Annotated in this window: 15 protein-coding genes and 3 tRNA genes; 4 read left to right on the forward strand and 14 right to left on the reverse strand. The window is 28.5% G+C overall.

What is annotated here, in order from left to right:
• Positions 1–134: 134 nt before the first annotated feature.
• Together metK and CJF60_RS05155 are read left to right on the forward strand one after the other, a co-directional pair.
• Positions 135–1,256: a methionine adenosyltransferase gene (metK, locus tag CJF60_RS02800; protein ID WP_084232026.1), complete on the forward strand. Its 1,122-nt coding sequence runs from the start codon at positions 135–137 to the stop codon at positions 1,254–1,256.
• Positions 1,257–1,403: 147 nt separating this feature from the next.
• Positions 1,404–1,631 carry a hypothetical protein gene (locus CJF60_RS05155; RefSeq protein ID WP_143823385.1) on the forward strand — a complete coding sequence of 76 codons (228 nt, stop codon included), beginning with the start codon at positions 1,404–1,406 and terminating at the stop codon, positions 1,629–1,631.
• A gap of 92 nt (positions 1,632–1,723) precedes the next feature.
• On the opposite strand, the gene glyA is transcribed toward CJF60_RS05155, so the two are convergent.
• Complete coding sequence (gene glyA, locus CJF60_RS02805) at positions 1,724–2,974, reverse strand: serine hydroxymethyltransferase (protein ID WP_084232025.1); 1,251 nt, start codon at positions 2,972–2,974, stop codon at positions 1,724–1,726.
• 230 nt (positions 2,975–3,204) lie between these two features.
• Between glyA and CJF60_RS02810 the strand changes: the two genes are divergently transcribed.
• Complete coding sequence (locus tag CJF60_RS02810; protein WP_084232024.1) at positions 3,205–4,041, forward strand: DNA-methyltransferase; 837 nt, start codon at positions 3,205–3,207, stop codon at positions 4,039–4,041.
• Between the two features lie 78 nt (positions 4,042–4,119).
• Positions 4,120–5,085: a DNA cytosine methyltransferase gene (locus tag CJF60_RS02815; RefSeq protein ID WP_095279135.1), complete on the forward strand. Its 966-nt coding sequence runs from the start codon at positions 4,120–4,122 to the stop codon at positions 5,083–5,085.
• 90 nt (positions 5,086–5,175) lie between these two features.
• Here CJF60_RS02815 and CJF60_RS02820 read toward each other — a convergent pair whose 3' ends face one another.
• The 13 genes from CJF60_RS02820 to CJF60_RS02880 form a co-directional block, all read right to left on the reverse strand.
• Positions 5,176–5,643, reverse strand: a complete 468-nt coding sequence (locus tag CJF60_RS02820) for a hypothetical protein (RefSeq protein ID WP_143823384.1) — start codon at positions 5,641–5,643, stop codon at positions 5,176–5,178.
• 94 nt (positions 5,644–5,737) lie between these two features.
• Positions 5,738–6,715: a hypothetical protein gene (locus tag CJF60_RS02825; RefSeq protein WP_084232022.1), complete on the reverse strand. Its 978-nt coding sequence runs from the start codon at positions 6,713–6,715 to the stop codon at positions 5,738–5,740.
• A 142-nt stretch (positions 6,716–6,857) separates the two neighbouring features.
• Positions 6,858–9,860 carry a type I restriction endonuclease subunit R gene (locus CJF60_RS02830; protein WP_084232021.1) on the reverse strand — a complete coding sequence of 1,001 codons (3,003 nt, stop codon included), beginning with the start codon at positions 9,858–9,860 and terminating at the stop codon, positions 6,858–6,860.
• 187 nt (positions 9,861–10,047) lie between these two features.
• The gene (locus CJF60_RS02835; protein WP_084232020.1) at positions 10,048–11,268 is read right to left on the reverse strand and encodes a restriction endonuclease subunit S; all 1,221 of its coding nucleotides are present in this window, start codon (positions 11,266–11,268) and stop codon (positions 10,048–10,050) included.
• A gap of 108 nt (positions 11,269–11,376) precedes the next feature.
• Positions 11,377–13,167 (reverse strand): type I restriction-modification system subunit M, encoded by a 1,791-nt coding sequence (locus CJF60_RS02840; RefSeq protein WP_084232019.1) that lies wholly within the window; start codon positions 13,165–13,167, stop codon positions 11,377–11,379.
• 225 nt (positions 13,168–13,392) lie between these two features.
• Positions 13,393–13,474 (reverse strand) — tRNA-Leu (locus CJF60_RS02845).
• Positions 13,475–13,588: 114 nt separating this feature from the next.
• Positions 13,589–13,663 (reverse strand) — tRNA-Lys (locus tag CJF60_RS02850).
• 3 nt (positions 13,664–13,666) lie between these two features.
• Positions 13,667–13,753, reverse strand: a tRNA-Leu gene (locus CJF60_RS02855).
• A gap of 64 nt (positions 13,754–13,817) precedes the next feature.
• Positions 13,818–14,669, reverse strand: a complete 852-nt coding sequence (locus CJF60_RS02860; RefSeq protein ID WP_084232018.1) for an ROK family protein — start codon at positions 14,667–14,669, stop codon at positions 13,818–13,820.
• A 62-nt stretch (positions 14,670–14,731) separates the two neighbouring features.
• Positions 14,732–15,625 (reverse strand): N-acetylneuraminate lyase, encoded by an 894-nt coding sequence (locus tag CJF60_RS02865; RefSeq protein WP_084232017.1) that lies wholly within the window; start codon positions 15,623–15,625, stop codon positions 14,732–14,734.
• Between the two features lie 9 nt (positions 15,626–15,634).
• Positions 15,635–16,099: a YhcH/YjgK/YiaL family protein gene (locus CJF60_RS02870; protein ID WP_084232016.1), complete on the reverse strand. Its 465-nt coding sequence runs from the start codon at positions 16,097–16,099 to the stop codon at positions 15,635–15,637.
• Complete coding sequence (locus tag CJF60_RS02875; RefSeq protein ID WP_084232015.1) at positions 16,077–16,823, reverse strand: glucosamine-6-phosphate deaminase; 747 nt, start codon at positions 16,821–16,823, stop codon at positions 16,077–16,079. Before CJF60_RS02875 ends, CJF60_RS02870 begins: the two co-directional genes overlap by 23 nt.
• 11 nt (positions 16,824–16,834) lie before the next feature.
• Positions 16,835–17,536 carry an N-acetylmannosamine-6-phosphate 2-epimerase gene (locus CJF60_RS02880; RefSeq protein WP_084232014.1) on the reverse strand — a complete coding sequence of 234 codons (702 nt, stop codon included), beginning with the start codon at positions 17,534–17,536 and terminating at the stop codon, positions 16,835–16,837.
• Between the last annotated feature and the right edge of the window lie 185 nt (positions 17,537–17,721).

Raw genomic sequence — 17,721 nt, forward strand, 5'->3', positions numbered from 1 at the left:
AATTTTATTATATAAAAAAATAGAATAACAAATTCAAAAACGATGAGCGTTTTTATAAGGCTGAAAATAATTGCTAACAAAAGCCTTAAAAATTAGTTATGATTGTTTAAGATATTTTATTAAAGAGGTGAAAAATGATTAATTATATTAGTGCCGAAAGCGTTGGTAAAGGTCATCCTGACAAAATTTGTGACCAAATTGCTGATGCTATTTTAGATGAACTTTTAAAAAAGGATAAAGATTCTCGTGTTGCAGTTGAAGTTTTTGCAACTAACCGTTTAATCGTAATTGGTGGTGAAATTAATACCCATGCTTATGTTGACGTTGTTAAAATTGCCTGATCAGTTTTATTTGATCTAGGTTATTCTGAAAACGATTTTTCAATCGTTTCTTCAGTTAATTCTCAATCTAGCGAAATTTCTGCTTTAGTTGATCATGATAGTGAAATCGCCGCAGGTGATCAAGGGATTATGTATGGTTATGCAACTAATGAAACTGCTAACTACATGCCGCTTGCCATAACTTTAGCTCATAGATTTTTAAAAGTTGCTGAAAGAGTTAGAAAACATCATCAGATTAAAGAATTAAAAGCTGATATGAAAAGTCAAGTAACTTTAGCTTATGAAGAAGGTAAACCTACTAAAATTGCTAAACTGGTTTTAGCACTGCAACATCAAGAAAACCTGGATGTTGAAAAATTTAAGAAAAATGTTAAAAGATTGATTATTGATCCAGTTGTTAAAGAATTTAATCTTAATGAAGATTTTGAAATCTTCATTAATCATAAAGGACCTTTTTCACTGGGTGGTCCGATTGCCGATACAGGTTTAACTGGAAGAAAAATTATTGTTGATACTTATGGTGGTGCTGCTCGCCATGGTGGTGGTGCTTTTAGTGGTAAAGACTATTCAAAAGTAGACCGTAGTGGTGCCTATGCTGCAAGATGAGTTGCTAAAAACTTAGTAGCAGCAGGTGTTGCTGATAAGTTAGAACTACAAATTGCTTATGTAATAGGAAGAAAAACACCGATTTCTTACTATATTGAAACTTTTAATAGTGAAAAAATTGCTAAAGAAAAAATCGTTGAAATTATTGAAAAAGTTTTTGATCTAAGTGTGCAAGGTATTATTGATCAATTTGATATGAAAAATATTTCATATAAAAAACTAGCAGTTTTTGGTCATGTTGGTCGCTCTGAAAAGAAAGCACCTTGAGAAAAACTAGATAAAGTAAGCGAAATTCAGGCACTTTTATAAATTTTGGATTTTTCAACTAGATACTTTCAAAAAAATTGCAAAGTATCTGCCTTTGGTCGTATAATTTAAAAACAATTATAATTAAGAAAGGGGACATATGAAAGGTCTAGCAAAAGTATTTATAATTATTGGCACAATCTTTAATTTTTGAGCAATTATTCCTATTTTTACAGCGCATCTAGCTTTAAAAAACTTAGAACTGCAACAGATAAAAGTGAACTTACAGTACCAGCAATTCTAGCAATGTTTTTCAATGGTATTTTAGGTGGAATCTTCATGCTATTAGTAAGTGACAGTGAACTAGCAGAAAATTCAAATAAAATTATTTCTTCAAAAGCTCAAGAAGTAGAAGTAGAAGTTGAACCAGCTGAATAACTATAAAGAATACAAAAAACACTTAGACACTGGCAAGTAATTGCTTTTTGTCTAAGTGTTTTTCAATATCTAAAATAGTTGTTTAAAGTTATTTAAAAGTAACTTTTTTTAAGTGGATGTTTGCTAGTAATTTCTAGAACTTTTGCTTTTAAGTTTTTTAAAACTTCTAAGTTTGTATAGTTTTTTAAGGCTTGATCTATAATTCTAGCAACCTCTATAAAAGTGTTTTCATCAAAACCACGACTTGTCATAGCTGCACTACCAATTCTTACTCCACTAGCAATCATTGGTTTTAAAGTATCATGGGGAATGGTATTTTTATTAGTTGTAATATTGACCTTATCAAGCGTTAATTCTGCTTCTTTACCACTAATGCCATAACCTTTTAAAACATTAATTGTAAATAAATGATTATCAGTACCACCTGTAATCACAGGTACTTTTAAGTTCATAAATTCATTTGCCATAGCTCTAGCATTTTTCTTGACATTTTGCGCATAAGTTTTAAACCCAGGCTGCAGTGCTTCATGAAAAGCAACTGCTTTACCTGCGATTGCATGAAATAAAGGTCCACCTTGATAACCCGGGAAAACTCAACGGTTCATTAACTTAGCAATTTCATCATCATTTGTCATTAAAATTGCTCCACGCGCACCACGCAGTGTTTTATGAGTAGTAGTCATTGTCAAATGAGCATGTTCAATTGGTGAATCATGCTCATTGGCAACTACAAGTCCTGCAATATGAGAAATATCAGCAAATAACTTTGCTCCTACTTTATCAGCTATTTGCCTAAATCTTTTAAAATCAATTACTCTAGGATAAGCTGAATAACCTGTAATAATTACTTCAGGTTTTACTTCTAATGCTCTTTTTTCTACTAAATCATAATCTAGAAAACCATTTTCATCAACATCATAACTATGTGCTTCATAAAAAACACCTGAAAAAGAAATATGATAACCATGAGTTAAATGTCCTCCACTAGATAAAGACATTCCTAAAATTTTAGCTCCTGGTTTTGCTAGTGTTGCTAAAGCGCTAGCATTAGCAACAGATCCTGAATAAGGTTGCACATTCACATGTTTAACATTAAATAATTTTTTAGCTCTTTCAATTGCTAAATTTTCGACTTTGTCGATAAATTCAGCGCCTCCATAATATCTTCTACCTGGATAACCTTCTCCGTATTTATTAGTTAAAACACTTCCTGTTGCTTTTAAAACATCTTCAGAGACAAAGTTTTCACTAGCAATCAGTTCAATATGACTTGCTTGTCTATTTAGTTCACCGTTAATTGCTTCGGCAATTAAGGTGTCGCTTAGTTCGATTTTTTTATACATATAAAAATAATACCCATAACTAAATTAATTTGCTAATTTAATCAAATTAATTTGTAAGTTAGGTTCTATGATGAAACTGCACAGGAATTTGAACCTTGTTTAGTTAGTATTTTTTGACTAGTTTTATAAAAGTTAAGTTTTTATTAACGAGCACTTTTAAAAAAGATATAATGACAAATAGAGATTAGAGAAACTAATAATTTAATTAATAAAGAGGGAGTTATTTTAAGATGATTACAAAGACTAAATCAGTTCAAACACCTATTTTTAAAAACACATTTGATGATCAAAATGTGTTTTTTGAAGCTGAAAATTTTAAACTTTTTCAAGGTGATTCATTTCAGATTCTAAAAACCTTAGAACCTAGATCAGTTAACATGATTTTTGCAGACCCTCCCTATTTTCTAAGTAACAATGGCATCAGTTGTCATAGTGGTAAACAAGTGGTTAATCATAAAGGTAAATGAGATGAAACTAAAACTATCGAAGAAAAACTAGAGTTTAATCGTGAATGATTAAGACTATGTCGAGAAGTTTTAACTGATGATGGTACCATCTGAATTAGTGGTACATATCATAATATTTATACAGTTGGTGTTGCTTTAGAACTTGAAGGTTATTCAATTATTAATAATATAACTTGACAAAAACCAAATCCTACGCCTAATTTAGCAGGACGCTCTTTTACTAATTCAACTGAAACAATTATTTGAGCAAGAAAACAACTGACTGCTAAAACTAAAGGTAAACATTTTTATAATTATGCCTTGATGAAAGAAATCAATGGAGGCAAACAAATGAAGGATGTTTGGTTATTGAATTTACCAACTCCATCTGAGAAAAAATTTGGTAAACACCCAACACAAAAACCACTTTCAGTTTTAGAGCGCTTAATTTTAGCTAGCACAAAAGAAAATGATCTTGTGCTTGATTGCTTTAACGGTTCAGGAACAACAGGAATCGCTGCAAACAAATTAAATCGTAAATACATAGGAATCGATAGCGAATTAGAATATCTTGAACTTACTAAAAATCGCTTTTTAGATTTGAAAAAGAATTTAATATAGAACTTACTTATTACAAACATGTAATAAGTTTTTATTAGTCATTTACTAAATAAACAGAGGATTTTAATTAATTAAATTATGAGTAACATTAATAATTGAACTTTTATAGATCTGTTTGCTGGAATAGGTGGTTTTAGACAAGCACTTCAAAGTTATGGAGCAAAATGTGTATTTTCATCTGAAATAGATAAATTCTGTAAACAAACTTACTTTAATAATTATGGTGATTGACCTGAAGGAGATATTACTAAAATTGATGCAGAATGCATTCCGAGACACGATATCTTATGTGCAGGTTTTCCTTGTCAAGCTTTTAGTATTTCAGGTAAACAACTAGGTTTTGATGATGCAAGAGGTACTTTATTTTTTGAAATTATTCGTATCGTTAAACATCATAAATCAAGAATAATTTTTTTAGAAAATGTTGCCAATTTAGCAAAACATGATAATTCAAATACAGTTAAATTAATGATAAAACTGCTTGAAAAAGAAGGTTACACTGTTTTTATAAAAGAATTAAATGCAAGTGATTTTGGAGTATCACAATCACGTAAGAGACTTTATTTTGTATGTTTTAGAAATGATTTAAACATAAAAAATTTTGAGTTTCCTAAGCCTTTAAATAAAATAGTTACAATCAAAGATATTTTAGAAAATGAAAATCTTACTGACAAAAGATTTTTTATTGAAAATAAATCCTTCGTATTGAACAAGGAAAAAATAGTAAACCTTCCAACTAAAAAGATAGTTAGAATTGGGACTATAAATAAAGGTGGTCAAGGAGACAGAATTTATGATATCAATGGTATTGGTATAACACTATCTGCTAGGGGTGGTGGTTCTGCTTCAAGAACTGGTGCTTATTATATTAATGGAAAAATTAGAAAATTAACTCCTAGAGAATGTGCCAGATTGCAAGGTTTCCCCGAAGATTTTAAAATAGATGAAAACATTAATCAAGCTTATAAACAGTTCGGAAATTCTGTGGCGATTCCTGTTTTAAAAGAAATTATTATTAAGATCACAAAAACCTTATTTAATTAAAAATACTCTATTTAAAATGATAATTATTTTCAATATCTGATTGGAGATTAAAAAAATGAAACTCTTATTTTTTTGTAAAATTTTAAATATTTAAGTGTTTGACTCTTTAAAAGAAATATAAATTCTTTTTGTAGCTAGAAGTATTAGTAATAGTGATGTTATAGAAAAAGAAATAACAATATTACTGATTATCTTATTAATAATTACTTGTCCATATTGAGAAACATAAACAACAAGTAGAACAGTTGAAAAAATTAAAAGAAGCATTGCATTTACTACTGATGTAAATGTTTCCATTATTGCTTTTCTTTCAATTTTATTATTTGAATTAGTTCTAACAAGCAAGACAGAACTTACACCAAATAAGACAGTGAAAATAATTGAAAAGAATGTTGTAAGGAGGTTTGCAACTTCAATTGAAAAAGTAAACTCAAATCCCCACACAAGTGCAGATGACGTAACTAGAGGAAACAGTATAAAACCAATCAGATCTCTTCAAGAAATTTTTTGCTTTTCATTTTGATCGTTATATTTAACAAATACCTTAAATTGATCCACAAATAAGGAAAAAAGCCTAATTTTTCGATTTATTATAACAAATAACAACAATACAGTCATTGCGACTATAAGTAAATATTGATATCATTGCATTTTAGTCTTTTAGCAAATTAGATAGATAGTTATCTGCACATATACCTAGTGCTTCAATTGGGTTATTAGTTTTCTTTTTAAGTTCATCAAATTCTTTAGTAATATCATAAACACCTATAGTATCTTCAAATTGTTCTCAGCTTATTCATCTTCTTTTTTTGCCTATTTGTACAAAAAAACTTGCTGAATTATATTCATCAGATAATTCATTCTGGATTTCTTTTAATGCTTGTCCTCAAGTAATTAATTTATTTCATAGTTTTTCAAATATATTTTTAGCAAAAATATTTTCATGTTCTTTTAAATATAAAGTAAGTTCTTTCACAATCGTTTGTCTATGTTTATTTTTTTTAGAAATATGATCTGCAATATCATCCGAAGTATTCTTTTTTTTATAAAACAATTTAATTTTTTTGGGGATTACAGGTTTATTATAATCATAATGACTATTAGCATTAGGAAGTAATAAATTTAAGTTCATTCTTACCCCTTTTGATTTAATTATTTGGTTCACTGCTTCTAAAAAGGCAGTTTTGCAACCACTATTATTTTCTCTATGGAAAACAGCATAATATTTTTCTTTAATTTGATATGCAAAAATATTATAACCAATTGTTGGAGATCACTCTTCATTGTAAATGTGTTCTGTGGTTTCTGAATTTTTAGTGTTCACCATCTTAGTTACTACATTCCTTCTTCCACAATTTGTTTTAATATAAAATCTTTGAGAATTTTCGTTTTCTTGATCTTTTTTTATACTCTCACACAATACAATTTTTTGGCTATCTTTAGTTACATTCTTATCCTTTATTCCTTTCAAAAAATCAACAAAAAAACTATCTAATTTGTAATTAAGAGCAGGATCTGTTTTTATATATTCGGCATCATTTTCTAATATAGTTTGTTTTTTGCTACTTTTCTTAACTAATGGAGTAAAAGTTATTTCATATGCCATTAATGTGTCTGTTCTATTTGACATTTTCTCCCTTTATCTTAAAATTTGAATAATAAATAATATATGTTGTTATTAATTCTAAAAACCAAATTAACTAATTCCATAGTAAACTTGATAAGAAAAACTGTTTTTGTATTTTATTAATTTTGCAAGTTTTTAATAATTTCTATGTATCTGTTTGTTTGGTAAATTCATCTCATATTTTTTTAGCAATTAATTGCATTACAAACTTAGTAAAACCATCGTCTTTACGAAGTTTTTCTGGGAAATTATCTCCGTGTTTTTGTAACGAGTTAATTATTATGTTTCAGAAAAGCGTTGGAAATCATGTTTCAACGAATGTGTTCCGATCATTATTCTTTATGTAACTATGTATTTTCTTCATTAAGTCACTGTCATTTAAAATTTCATTGTAAATAAATTCGATAGCTTTTTTATCAGGATCAACTATATCACCATAAAAATCATTTACTTCTTCAATTATTTTCTCTAGTGTGGATTTTGGTCTTTCAGTTTTTAAATCTTTTTTAATTTTATCAACAGATAAATCTGCGGATGTTTTTTCAAGATCGATACTCCCCTTAAAGGTTTCATGAATATCTATGAAATCAATTTGCACCTTATCGGATATGCTTATTTTTTCATAATCTGTTTTAGGTAAAAGTCTTACTAGATATGAAGTAAAACTATAGTCTTTTAATAACTGTGTATCGTGAATTCGAATCATTTGCGTTATATATAAATATAAACGATTAAATTTATTAAGTAGATCACGATACTTATTTTGCTCAGCAGTAGTCAGTGATTTATATTTTTCTTCAATAGGTATAAATAAACTAGATGCCTTGCCAAGGTCATCTTTATTTTGTTCTTCAAGAGAAACTTTTACAATTTCATAAAACTTGTTTACAGTTTCAATATCGTATAAGTTAAATTCGTAAATCTTATTTTTTAGATCATAAACAATATTAGGATCAGTAATACCTTCTAAATAAGTGGCTTCATAAAAAGGCTGAAAAGCACTTTTTATGACTTCGCTTTTATTTACAAAATCCATTACAAATGTGCTTGTTTTTTTAGGATACTTACGGTTTAATCTTGATAAAGTTTGAACAGCACTAACACCAATTAGTTTTTTATCAATATACATTGAATGCAATAATGGTTCATCAAAACCTGTTTGATATTTATTAGCAACAACTAAAATTTTGTATTGATCTGAATGGAACATTTTTCTAAATTTTTTATCTGTATTAATTAAGTCGCCGTTATTGTCTTTGTTTAAATCGGCTTCACGGTAAGTTTTTCCGTGAAGGTTAACTTCACCAGAAAAGGCAACTAAAACACCAATTTGACTTGCATCTCCATATTTTCTTTGTAGATAATTTTTGATTTCAAAAAAATATTTAACAGCACTAGAACGAGAACTTGTTACAACCATTGCTTTAGCTTTTTTATCAATTTCATGAATACCATGGCTTAAAAAATTATTCATAATTAATTCAACTTTACTTCTGATTAAGTTCTTGTCATTTTTTATTAATCTATAGATTTGTTTCTTAGCATCATCTTTATAAACTTCTGGATTATCTTCAGTTGTTTTAATAATCCTTGCTTGTTCTTCAAAGGTTGAATAGTATTTAAGAACATCTAAAATAAAACCTTCTTCAATAGCTTGTCGCATTGAATAAACATGAAATGGTTCTGTTTTTTTACTTTCTGGATTATGTCTACCGAATAGTTCGATGGTTTTGTTTTTGGGTGTTGCAGTAAAAGCAAAAAATGATTGATTTTTATGTTTTCCTTGTGAAATTATTTCATAAATAAGTTCACCGCCTTCATCTAATTCATCAATTTCATGTTCTTCTCTTAAATTATTAACCGCCTCTTTTTTATCTATTAAACCTTTTCTTAGTTTTCTTGCTGCTTCACCAGTTTGTCCAAGGTGTGCTTCATCTACGATAATTGCAAAATTTCTTCCACTCATATTTTTAAAATCTTTGTAAGCGTGTAAAAATTTTTGAATTGTACAAATTATAATTCTTTTTTTATCGTTGATAGCTTCAACTAGTCCCTTTGATCCTTTGCGTTGATCGATTGTTTCTATCAGCCCTCTTGTATGCTCAAAAGTTTTAATAGTTTCTTGAAGTTGTGAATCTAAGACAATTCTGTTAGTTACTATAATAACTGTATCAAAAATGATTAAATCATTTTTGTCATGAATTGAAGCTAGTCTATAAGCAAGTCATGATATTGAGTTGGATTTTCCTGATCCTGCACTATGTTCTATTAAATAATTTTTACCTACTCCGTTTTCTTTTACATCTGTTAAAACTTTTTTAACTACATCATATTGATGGAATCTAGGAAAAATGATTTTTTGCTGGTCTTTTGGTTTAGAAATAAACTTGTTAATAATATCTAGAAAATTATCTTTGTCAAGAATGTTTTCTCATAAATATGATGTTGCATAACCTTCCTTATTCTCAGGATTACCTGAAGCACCACTTTTACCTGATCCATTTCTTCCTTGGTTAAAAGGTAAAAAATCAGTTTTGTAACCGTCTAATTTAGTACTTACTCAAACTTCATATAGATCAAGGGCAAAATATATTAATATTCTATTATTAAGTTTAAAAACAAACTCTCTTGGATCTCTATTTTCTTTAAATTGTTTAATAGCGTTTTTATAATCTTGTCCTTTAAGTTGATTTTTCAATTCAAGTGCAACTAATGGAATTCCATTAATACTAATTACCATATCAATTGTATTATTATTACGATTTGAATATTTAAATTGTCTTGAAACAGATAATATATTCTTGTTGTATTTATCCACAGTTTCTTCATTTAATTTTGTTTCGGGTTTAAAAAAGCATAAGAAAAATTTAGTACCCATGTCTTCGAAACCTTTTCTAATAACATCTAGTAGACCGCGCTCATCAATTGATTTTTGCAGTCTTTGATAAAATGCTTCAATTGCTCTTTCACCATAATATTTTTCATGTTTTCTTCATGATCTTTCTTGTGTTGATTTTATGAAACTGATCAGAGTATTAAGATATAGACCTTTATCTATATCATATTCATAACTTGATAGTTTTATATATCCTTTATCTAAAAGATGTGTTTCAATATCTTGTTCAAAGCGTTTTTCGTTGTCTTCCATAATTACCTTAAAAAATAGTTATATTAATATATTATATTGTCTACAAAACAAAATCACAAAAATATTAATCGCTAGAATAATGTTTTACTAATACATTGGTATAAAACAAAAATTGAAGTAAATGAAAAAAAGACCTTAGTAAACTAAAGTCTTTGGATGTAATTAAATATTAATAATATTTTGATTGTTATACAGGTTTTTTGCCTGCTACGTATTCGTGAATAACTACTTTTTTATATTTTTTTAATAACTCTATTTTTTGTTTTTTTAATTCAACTAGTTTATTAATTTTTGAAACTTTTTCGTCTAAAAATTCAGCTATTTTTACTTGTTCTTCAAAACTAGGATATGCAAAAGAATAATATTCAAATTGTTTTTGATATAAATGTTTTATAGTTGATCCACCAATTTGAGATGAATTATATCAATTTCAAAAACTATGAGACTGTAAAACAAAATATATATACTTCTTATCAAAATTAAATCCATTTTTAATTCTTACTAGCAAAATCCCACCATTTAGTGATGCACTACCCACGAATTTTTTTGCAATTGCAACCTTACCAATAGTTCCATCTTTTGTAATCAAAAGATCATTTTCTCTCAAATGAATTTCAGGAGCTTCTCGAAATCTTTCTTCACTAATATGAGCACATGTTTCTCAATTAACAATTCCATCTACAAAATCTGTTCCTGTAACTAAATATGGGCCTTCATCAGTATAATCAGATGTTGTTAAACCCTGTCATCCAATTCTTCCTTTTAATGTAGCAAAGTCTTTTATTCTAATAACTCTTCAATTAGAAGGCATTTGTCCTATTCATTTAATACCACTATCTTTTAAAGATTTAGAACCATTTATACCAAAAGAAATTGTTTCACTAATAAGAGCTTTTTTATATTCAATAAATTTTTCTATTTGCTCTTGTTGATTTTTAATTAACTTGTCAGTATTATTAATTATGCGGTCAAGTTTTTCAACTATTTTATTTTGAGTTTCTAATGTTGGAAAACTAACCGAAATATTATCAACTTTCTTTTTTGTTATTGTCGGTATAGCTGTTGTAGTAGCACTACTAATAATATTATCTTCTATAGATTTTAAGTAGTAAAATAAATATTTATTAAGCAACCTATCAAGTTTGGTTAGAATAACAAAAGAATTTGAAGTTGCTCAAAACCTTTCTGATAAAAAATTTAAATTACCTGCCGAACCAGTTTTCGCTAGTACTATACCATTTTCAAAGTTGTAATCATAATAATAACCAGAAGGCTTTGATCCACCACCCATTACTTTATATTTGTTCTTCTCACTTTTTATTTTTTCTATTGTAATGTTCTTACCAACAAAAATTCCTGCTACATCTTTTAATCTTCCTGAAACAATTTTATGTATTTGTTTATTCATAACTACTCCACATTTTTTTCTTATTACTTAAAATAAAACAATATCTTAATATTAAAATGACTTTAAACTTTTCTAAACAAGATTTAAAGAAAATGGTTTATCTTAAATTTATTTTCTAAATTCTAATAAATCTGATTTTAAAATAAATTCTTCTTTTTCTAGTTTTTCAATGTTTTTTATAAGTTCTGGTAATTTTTCTCTTTGTTGATACTTAGCGAACAAACTAATAAAAGGAATCTTATATCCGATCCTATTTTTAGAAAAATCAATTCATGATTCGGTATTATACGGTAACACTGTTCTGGCAAAAAAGTCATTTATATCTTCAGTCAAAGGAACAAATTCAAAATCTCTCTTTTTAGGATCAGGTTGATGATTTCCTTTTTTTAATATTTTTTGTCCATTATCATCAACTAAAGGAGACTCTACTACAATCTTAGTAAATCCAAAATGTTCATTATCGAAAATTTTGCTTTCAACTTTTAAGTAACCATCTATAATTTCAGCGTTTTTGTATTCAACATAAGATCTACTGATTAAATCAATGCTCCTATCATCTAAATCTACGCGTTTGTCACCAATACCTCTAGTTCTTGGAACATAACAATTAGATGCATCTATTAATTGTATTTTTCCTTTCCGTTCTTCAGTTTTAGTTTTTGAAATAACTCAAATATAAGTAGATATTCCTGTGTTATAAAATAAATTTGCAGGTAGTTGAACAATTGCTTCAATATAATCATTTTCAATTAAATATTTTCTAATATTGCTAGAACCTGTGCCTGCATCCCCCATAAAAAGCGATGAACTATTCTGAATTATAGCCATTCTTCCAGAACCGTTTTTTAATTTTTTTACCCCATTTAAAAGGAAGAGTAATTGACCATCAGTAATTTGTGGTAGCCCAGGTCCAAATCTTCCGTCATTCTTCAAACTTTTATGTTCATTTTCCACTTCTTTTCGTTCTAATTTTCAATCAATACCAAAAGGTGGATTTGAAATTATGTAATCAAATTCTTTATTAGGAAATTGATCGTCACTCAATGTATTTCCAACCTTCATACTTTCAGCAGTTCCACCTTTAATTAACATATCTGCTTTAGCAATTGCATACGTTTCAGGATTTAATTCCTGACCCGCTAAATCCATTATTATAGTGTCATCAATTGCTTTAATTTTTTCTTCTAAGCAACCAAGCATTTGCGATGTCCCCATTGTCATATCATATGCACTTTTTGTTATACCTTTTCCTTGTCAATTTACTCGATCTTGATCACCTTTTATTAATAATTCTGCCATTAAATAAATAATGTCTCTTGATGTAAAATGTGCACCAGCTTGTTCATTATATGATTCTGAAAACTTTCTAATAAGTTCCTCAAATATATATCCCATGTCAGTTGAAGTAATTTTATCGGGGTGCATGTCTCCTTTTTCAGAATTAAATTCCTGAAGAACAGCAAATAAAAGATCGTTTTGAATCATGGTTTTAAGAGTTTGATCAAATTTAAAATTGCTGATAATATCAGTAACATTTTCTGAAAACCCTTTTAAATAGTTGTCAAAATTTTCTGCTATTTTATCTGGATCTTCGAGTAGATTTTTAAATGTAAATTTACTTGTATTATAAAAAGGATATCCAGATTCATTAGCTAACACCTTTTCTTTAAAGCCAGGAGCATCACCATTAGCAGTTAGTGTATCATTTAATTTGAGAACTCTTTCTTTTCTTTCTAATAAAGCATCATCGAATCTCTTTATAACTGTTAGAGGTAAAATAACTTTTCCATATTCATGTGGTTTAAATACACCTACTAAGTGATTAGCTATATTTCAAATTAAATTAGCTTTTTCTTGAATGTTATTAGTAGTTCTTTTAGCGTGTTCGTTTGCTGTCATTTTAAGTTCCTTTTAGCATTAATAGTTTTATCTTATTATATAGTTTAACCTGTCATAAAGGCAGGAATTGTATAATTTAATAAATGATATTTTAAGGCGAATTTAAATCAAAAAAACTCCTGAAACCATATACAGGTCGTTAGTTTTTATATTTTCAAGTAACTTTCAAGTATAAGAAAACACTCTTATATAAATAAGAGTGTTCGTGGTCATCATCTAATGATATGGTGCCCGTGACTGGACTCGAACCAGCATGCTTTCGCGGTTGATTTTGAGTCAACTGTGTCTGCCATTTCACCACACGGGCTATTTTTTTAACTAAATTAGTTTAACACATTTTTAAAAAGAATTACTCTAAAGAGCATAAAAACAATAAAAAAATGTCCTAGTTAAAGGACATTTTGTGATCATTAAAATGATATGGTGCATCGTATAGGATTTGAACCTATGACCCAATGGTTAAAAGCCATTTGCTCTACCTCTGAGCTAACGACGCTTTTGGTACCCGGAACTGGACTTGAACCAGCACAGTATTGCTACCGAGGGATTTTAAGTCCCTTGCGTCTACCTATTTCGCCACCCGGGCTTACAGCCTTATTGTTTTAAAGGCTTTTTAATTATATACATAACTTTTAAAATTGTAAAAAATTTTAAGATTTTTTACTGTGCAAAATTTGCTTTGCTAAACCGATTAAAGCAGCAGAATTTCCATGGTTAGAAAACACTATATCTGCTTCAAAAAATGTCTGCTTTTTTAAAGCATTATATTTATTAATTAAAGCTTGTTTTGCTTCATGACTAATATGATTAATGCCGCCACCAATATAGATTTTGTCTAGATTTAAAGTTACTATAATGTTAAATAAAAAACTAGCAATTTCATCTAGGTAATTGTCAACAAAGGTTTTAAACTCATGATTAGTTAGATAGGAATTTTTAAATTCATTAGTACTATTAGAATCAAAGTTAAATTTTTGTTTACTAAGTTCATTGAACTTACTAAAACTTAGTGAATCATTAACCATTTTATGATTATGAAGTAAATAACCAAATTCACCATCAAAACCGTTTTGTGATACTTGCAAGGTCTTATTAAAAACTATTCCTGCACCTACACCAGTGCCAAAAGTGATCATCGCAAAACGCTCATCATTATTTTCAACTTCAGCATATGCTGCTGCATTTGCATCATTTAATAAGATTAAATTGACATTTAAATTTTCTTCAATTATTTTAAAATCAGTGCCAATATAGTTTTTAAAATCACCATTAGCATTAATAATTTTTTTAGTTTTTGAATCAACAATGCCTGTTGAAGAAATTGCAATATCTTTGATTTCGGGATATTGCTTTAAAATACTTAAAGCAATATCAAGCAAGTCTTCAATAATTGTTTCAATTTTGGTGACAATAAAATTTTTAACTTTAAATTCTAGTTTTTCATTAATCACACCGTATTTGATATGGGTTCCACCAATATCAAAAGCTAATACATGTTTCATTTTTTACTCTTTTTTCAATTTTATAAAATAAGGAATTTTGCAATTCCTTATTAGATTTTAGTTTATTTTTTATCTAGATATTTAGATTTAATTTCTCGTGCTCTTTTTAGTAATGCTTCATCATCTTTTTTAGCAAAAGGATGTTTACTAATTCCTGCATCAAGTCCATCTAGACGTAATAAAGCTTTTAAGGTAGTCATTAATCCATTACCTACAACATCTTCAACATAGTCATTGTATTCATGAATTAATTCTCTAGCTCTAACAAAATCTCTAGCTTCATAAGCTTCTAAAATACGACGTGCTCCTAGCCCATTAGCATTATAGGTTGAACCGATGTAACCATCTGCTCCAATTACTGCTCCATAGATTAAAACTTCATCGCTACCTCAGAAGTAAACTTTATCAGGGTCACTATTAATTAGTCTTTCGAACATAAATGGATCCCCTGCTGAATATTTAACACCAACTACGTTTTTGATTTTTAAGATCTGACTAAATTGTGATGCTGACATTTTTCCACCTGCATATTGTGGTAAATAGTAAGGGAATAAGTCAATATCGACATTGTCTGAAATGCTTTGATAGTAATTTTTAATTTCATCAAAACTAAAGCCAAAATAGTAAGGACTAATTGCACTAATAGCATCAAATCCTGCTTTTTTAGCATGGTGTGCCATGTCTAAAATTTCGTCAAAATTTAATGTTCCTACTTGGGCAATTAAAGTAATTTTACCTTTTGCTTCTTTAGCAACAATATCAAAGATTTTTTTACGATCTTCAACTGAGATTAATAAAAATTCTCCAGTTGAACCAGTAACATAAAGACCATCTAGTTTTTGCACTTCAATCATATATTTTACAATTGAAGGGATGGCATCAAATTTTACTTTACCTTTTTCATCAAAAGGAGTGATCATTGCTGCAAATAAACCACTGTATTTTTTATTTTTCATAGAATTTTCCTATCTTTTTTCTGTATTAATTTTGATAATGATTTTATCCATTTTACGGATCTTATCAGTTGTTTTAGGTGCGTGTGCTTCACCTGGTCAAAAGAAAATAAATTCACCTACAAGAGGTTGTAATTTATTTCTAGTTGAATCAAGTTCATATAAAGCAACATCACCATTTTCGTCGTACTCCATTTTGGTACGCTCCATTAGTTCACCTCTTTCAAAGAAGTGAACTTCATCAGAATCTTGAGAAATATGTAAGTCTGCATAAACGTTGTGAACTTCATATTGTGAAGATTCATAGTCATATGTATCAACTTCCATTTTTAATAAAAAGATGTCTGAACCTGAAATTTCGAATTTTCCATAACCTAATTTACTTAGGTCAGTTTTTTCGATATATTCCACGGCTTTAGCAAAGTTTTTATCAATACTTTTATATCTTGATAAATTACTCAACTTGTCGATAATCATTTTTTGCCTCTATTCCCGCTGCACTTTCTTGATCTAGAATAAGTGTAACGTTTTTATGTTGTTGTAAAGCAGTCGCAGGGATTTTTAAATCACCTACTTTAGCATTTAAAATAGTTTTTACTATTTTGGCTTTTTTACTGCCGTTTGCTAAAACAATAATTTGTTTAGCTTTTAAAATATCAGATATGCCCATTGTGATCGCACGGTTAATGCGTGCGTTTTCATCACAAAAATTGTCTTTTAGAGTATTACGATCTAAAGAAACAAAATGGGTTCTAAGATCTCAATCAGTGTAAGGTTCATTAAAAGCAATATGCCCATTTGTTCCAATACCCATGATTAATAAGTCAAAAGTTTTGACTTTATCAATCTTGCGATCATATTTATTTAACGCTTCAAGCGACATATCGATTGCTTTAGGAAACGCAATGTTGCGTTTTTTGATATTAATATGATCAAACAAATGTTTGTTCATAAAATATCTAAAAGAGTGCTTGTCAGTTTCATCTAAACCTACATATTCATCTAGGTTAAATGACTTTACTTCTTCAAAAGAAACTAGGTTTTTTTGATAGTTACGTACTAACTTTTCATAAGTAGCAACTGGGGTATTGCCTGTTGCAAAAACAATTTTTGCATCAGGTTTTTCCATTACTAAATTAGTAATAATCTCTGCAGCTCTTTCGCTCATTAATTCATAGTTTTTATATACTTCTATTTTCATTGTACCCCGTCTTATATGCTGGATTCTTTAATAAATTGTCGTGTAATAAATCGTGGTCTTGTAATTGCTGATCCAACAACTGCAAAATCACAACCGATTGCTTTGGCTGCTTTTAAATCTTTTGGATGATTAAGTCCACCTTCTGCAATTAAAAAAGCTCCATTTTGATGAACAAGTTTTTCGCAATCTTTGATAAATTGGTAATCATTTTCAGTATTTGAAAATTGTTCAGTTTCAGTTGTTGCCCCTCTTAAAGTAGTTGCAATGTATTTAATACCTAGTTCTAAGGCATTTTTTACATCTTCAATTGTTGAACAATCAGCGAGCAAAACTTGCTCTTTATGATTGTTATTATTAAAGTAAGTAACTAATTCTTGTAAGGTTTCTTTAGGTCGCTTGCGCATCGTTGCATCAACTGCTAGATACTCAGCATCAGTTCTCATTAAGGCTTTAAGCTCTTTTAAAGTTGCGCTAATGTAGACATCGCTATTATCATATTCTCTTTTAATTAGACCGATTAAAGGTACCTGTGGGAAGTTCTTTTTAATAAGGTTAATATTATTTATTTGGCTAGTTCTGATGCCATCAGCACCACCTAGAATTGCGGCTTTTGCCATTTTTAGCATAGTCGTTTTTCCAAATAAAGGTTCATCTTTGAGAGCCTGACAAGAAACAAAAAACTGAAAACTTGGCTTGTTTAGTTTATTTTTCATATTTCAATATAAATTTTTTAACTTTTCCTTTATTAATCTATATCATCCCCCTTTCCTTTTAATTATCATTCAATTAACTTTAATAAATAAAAAATAAAAATTTTTTTATAATTAATTTAAAATATTTAGGATAAATATTTAAAAACTTGAAATTATTTCAAGTTTAAAGCAAAAAAGAGGTATCC

Source organism: Mycoplasmopsis agassizii, from assembly GCF_002272945.1.
GTDB classification, from domain to species: domain Bacteria; phylum Bacillota_I; class Bacilli_A; order Mycoplasmatales; family Metamycoplasmataceae; genus Mycoplasmopsis_B; species Mycoplasmopsis_B agassizii.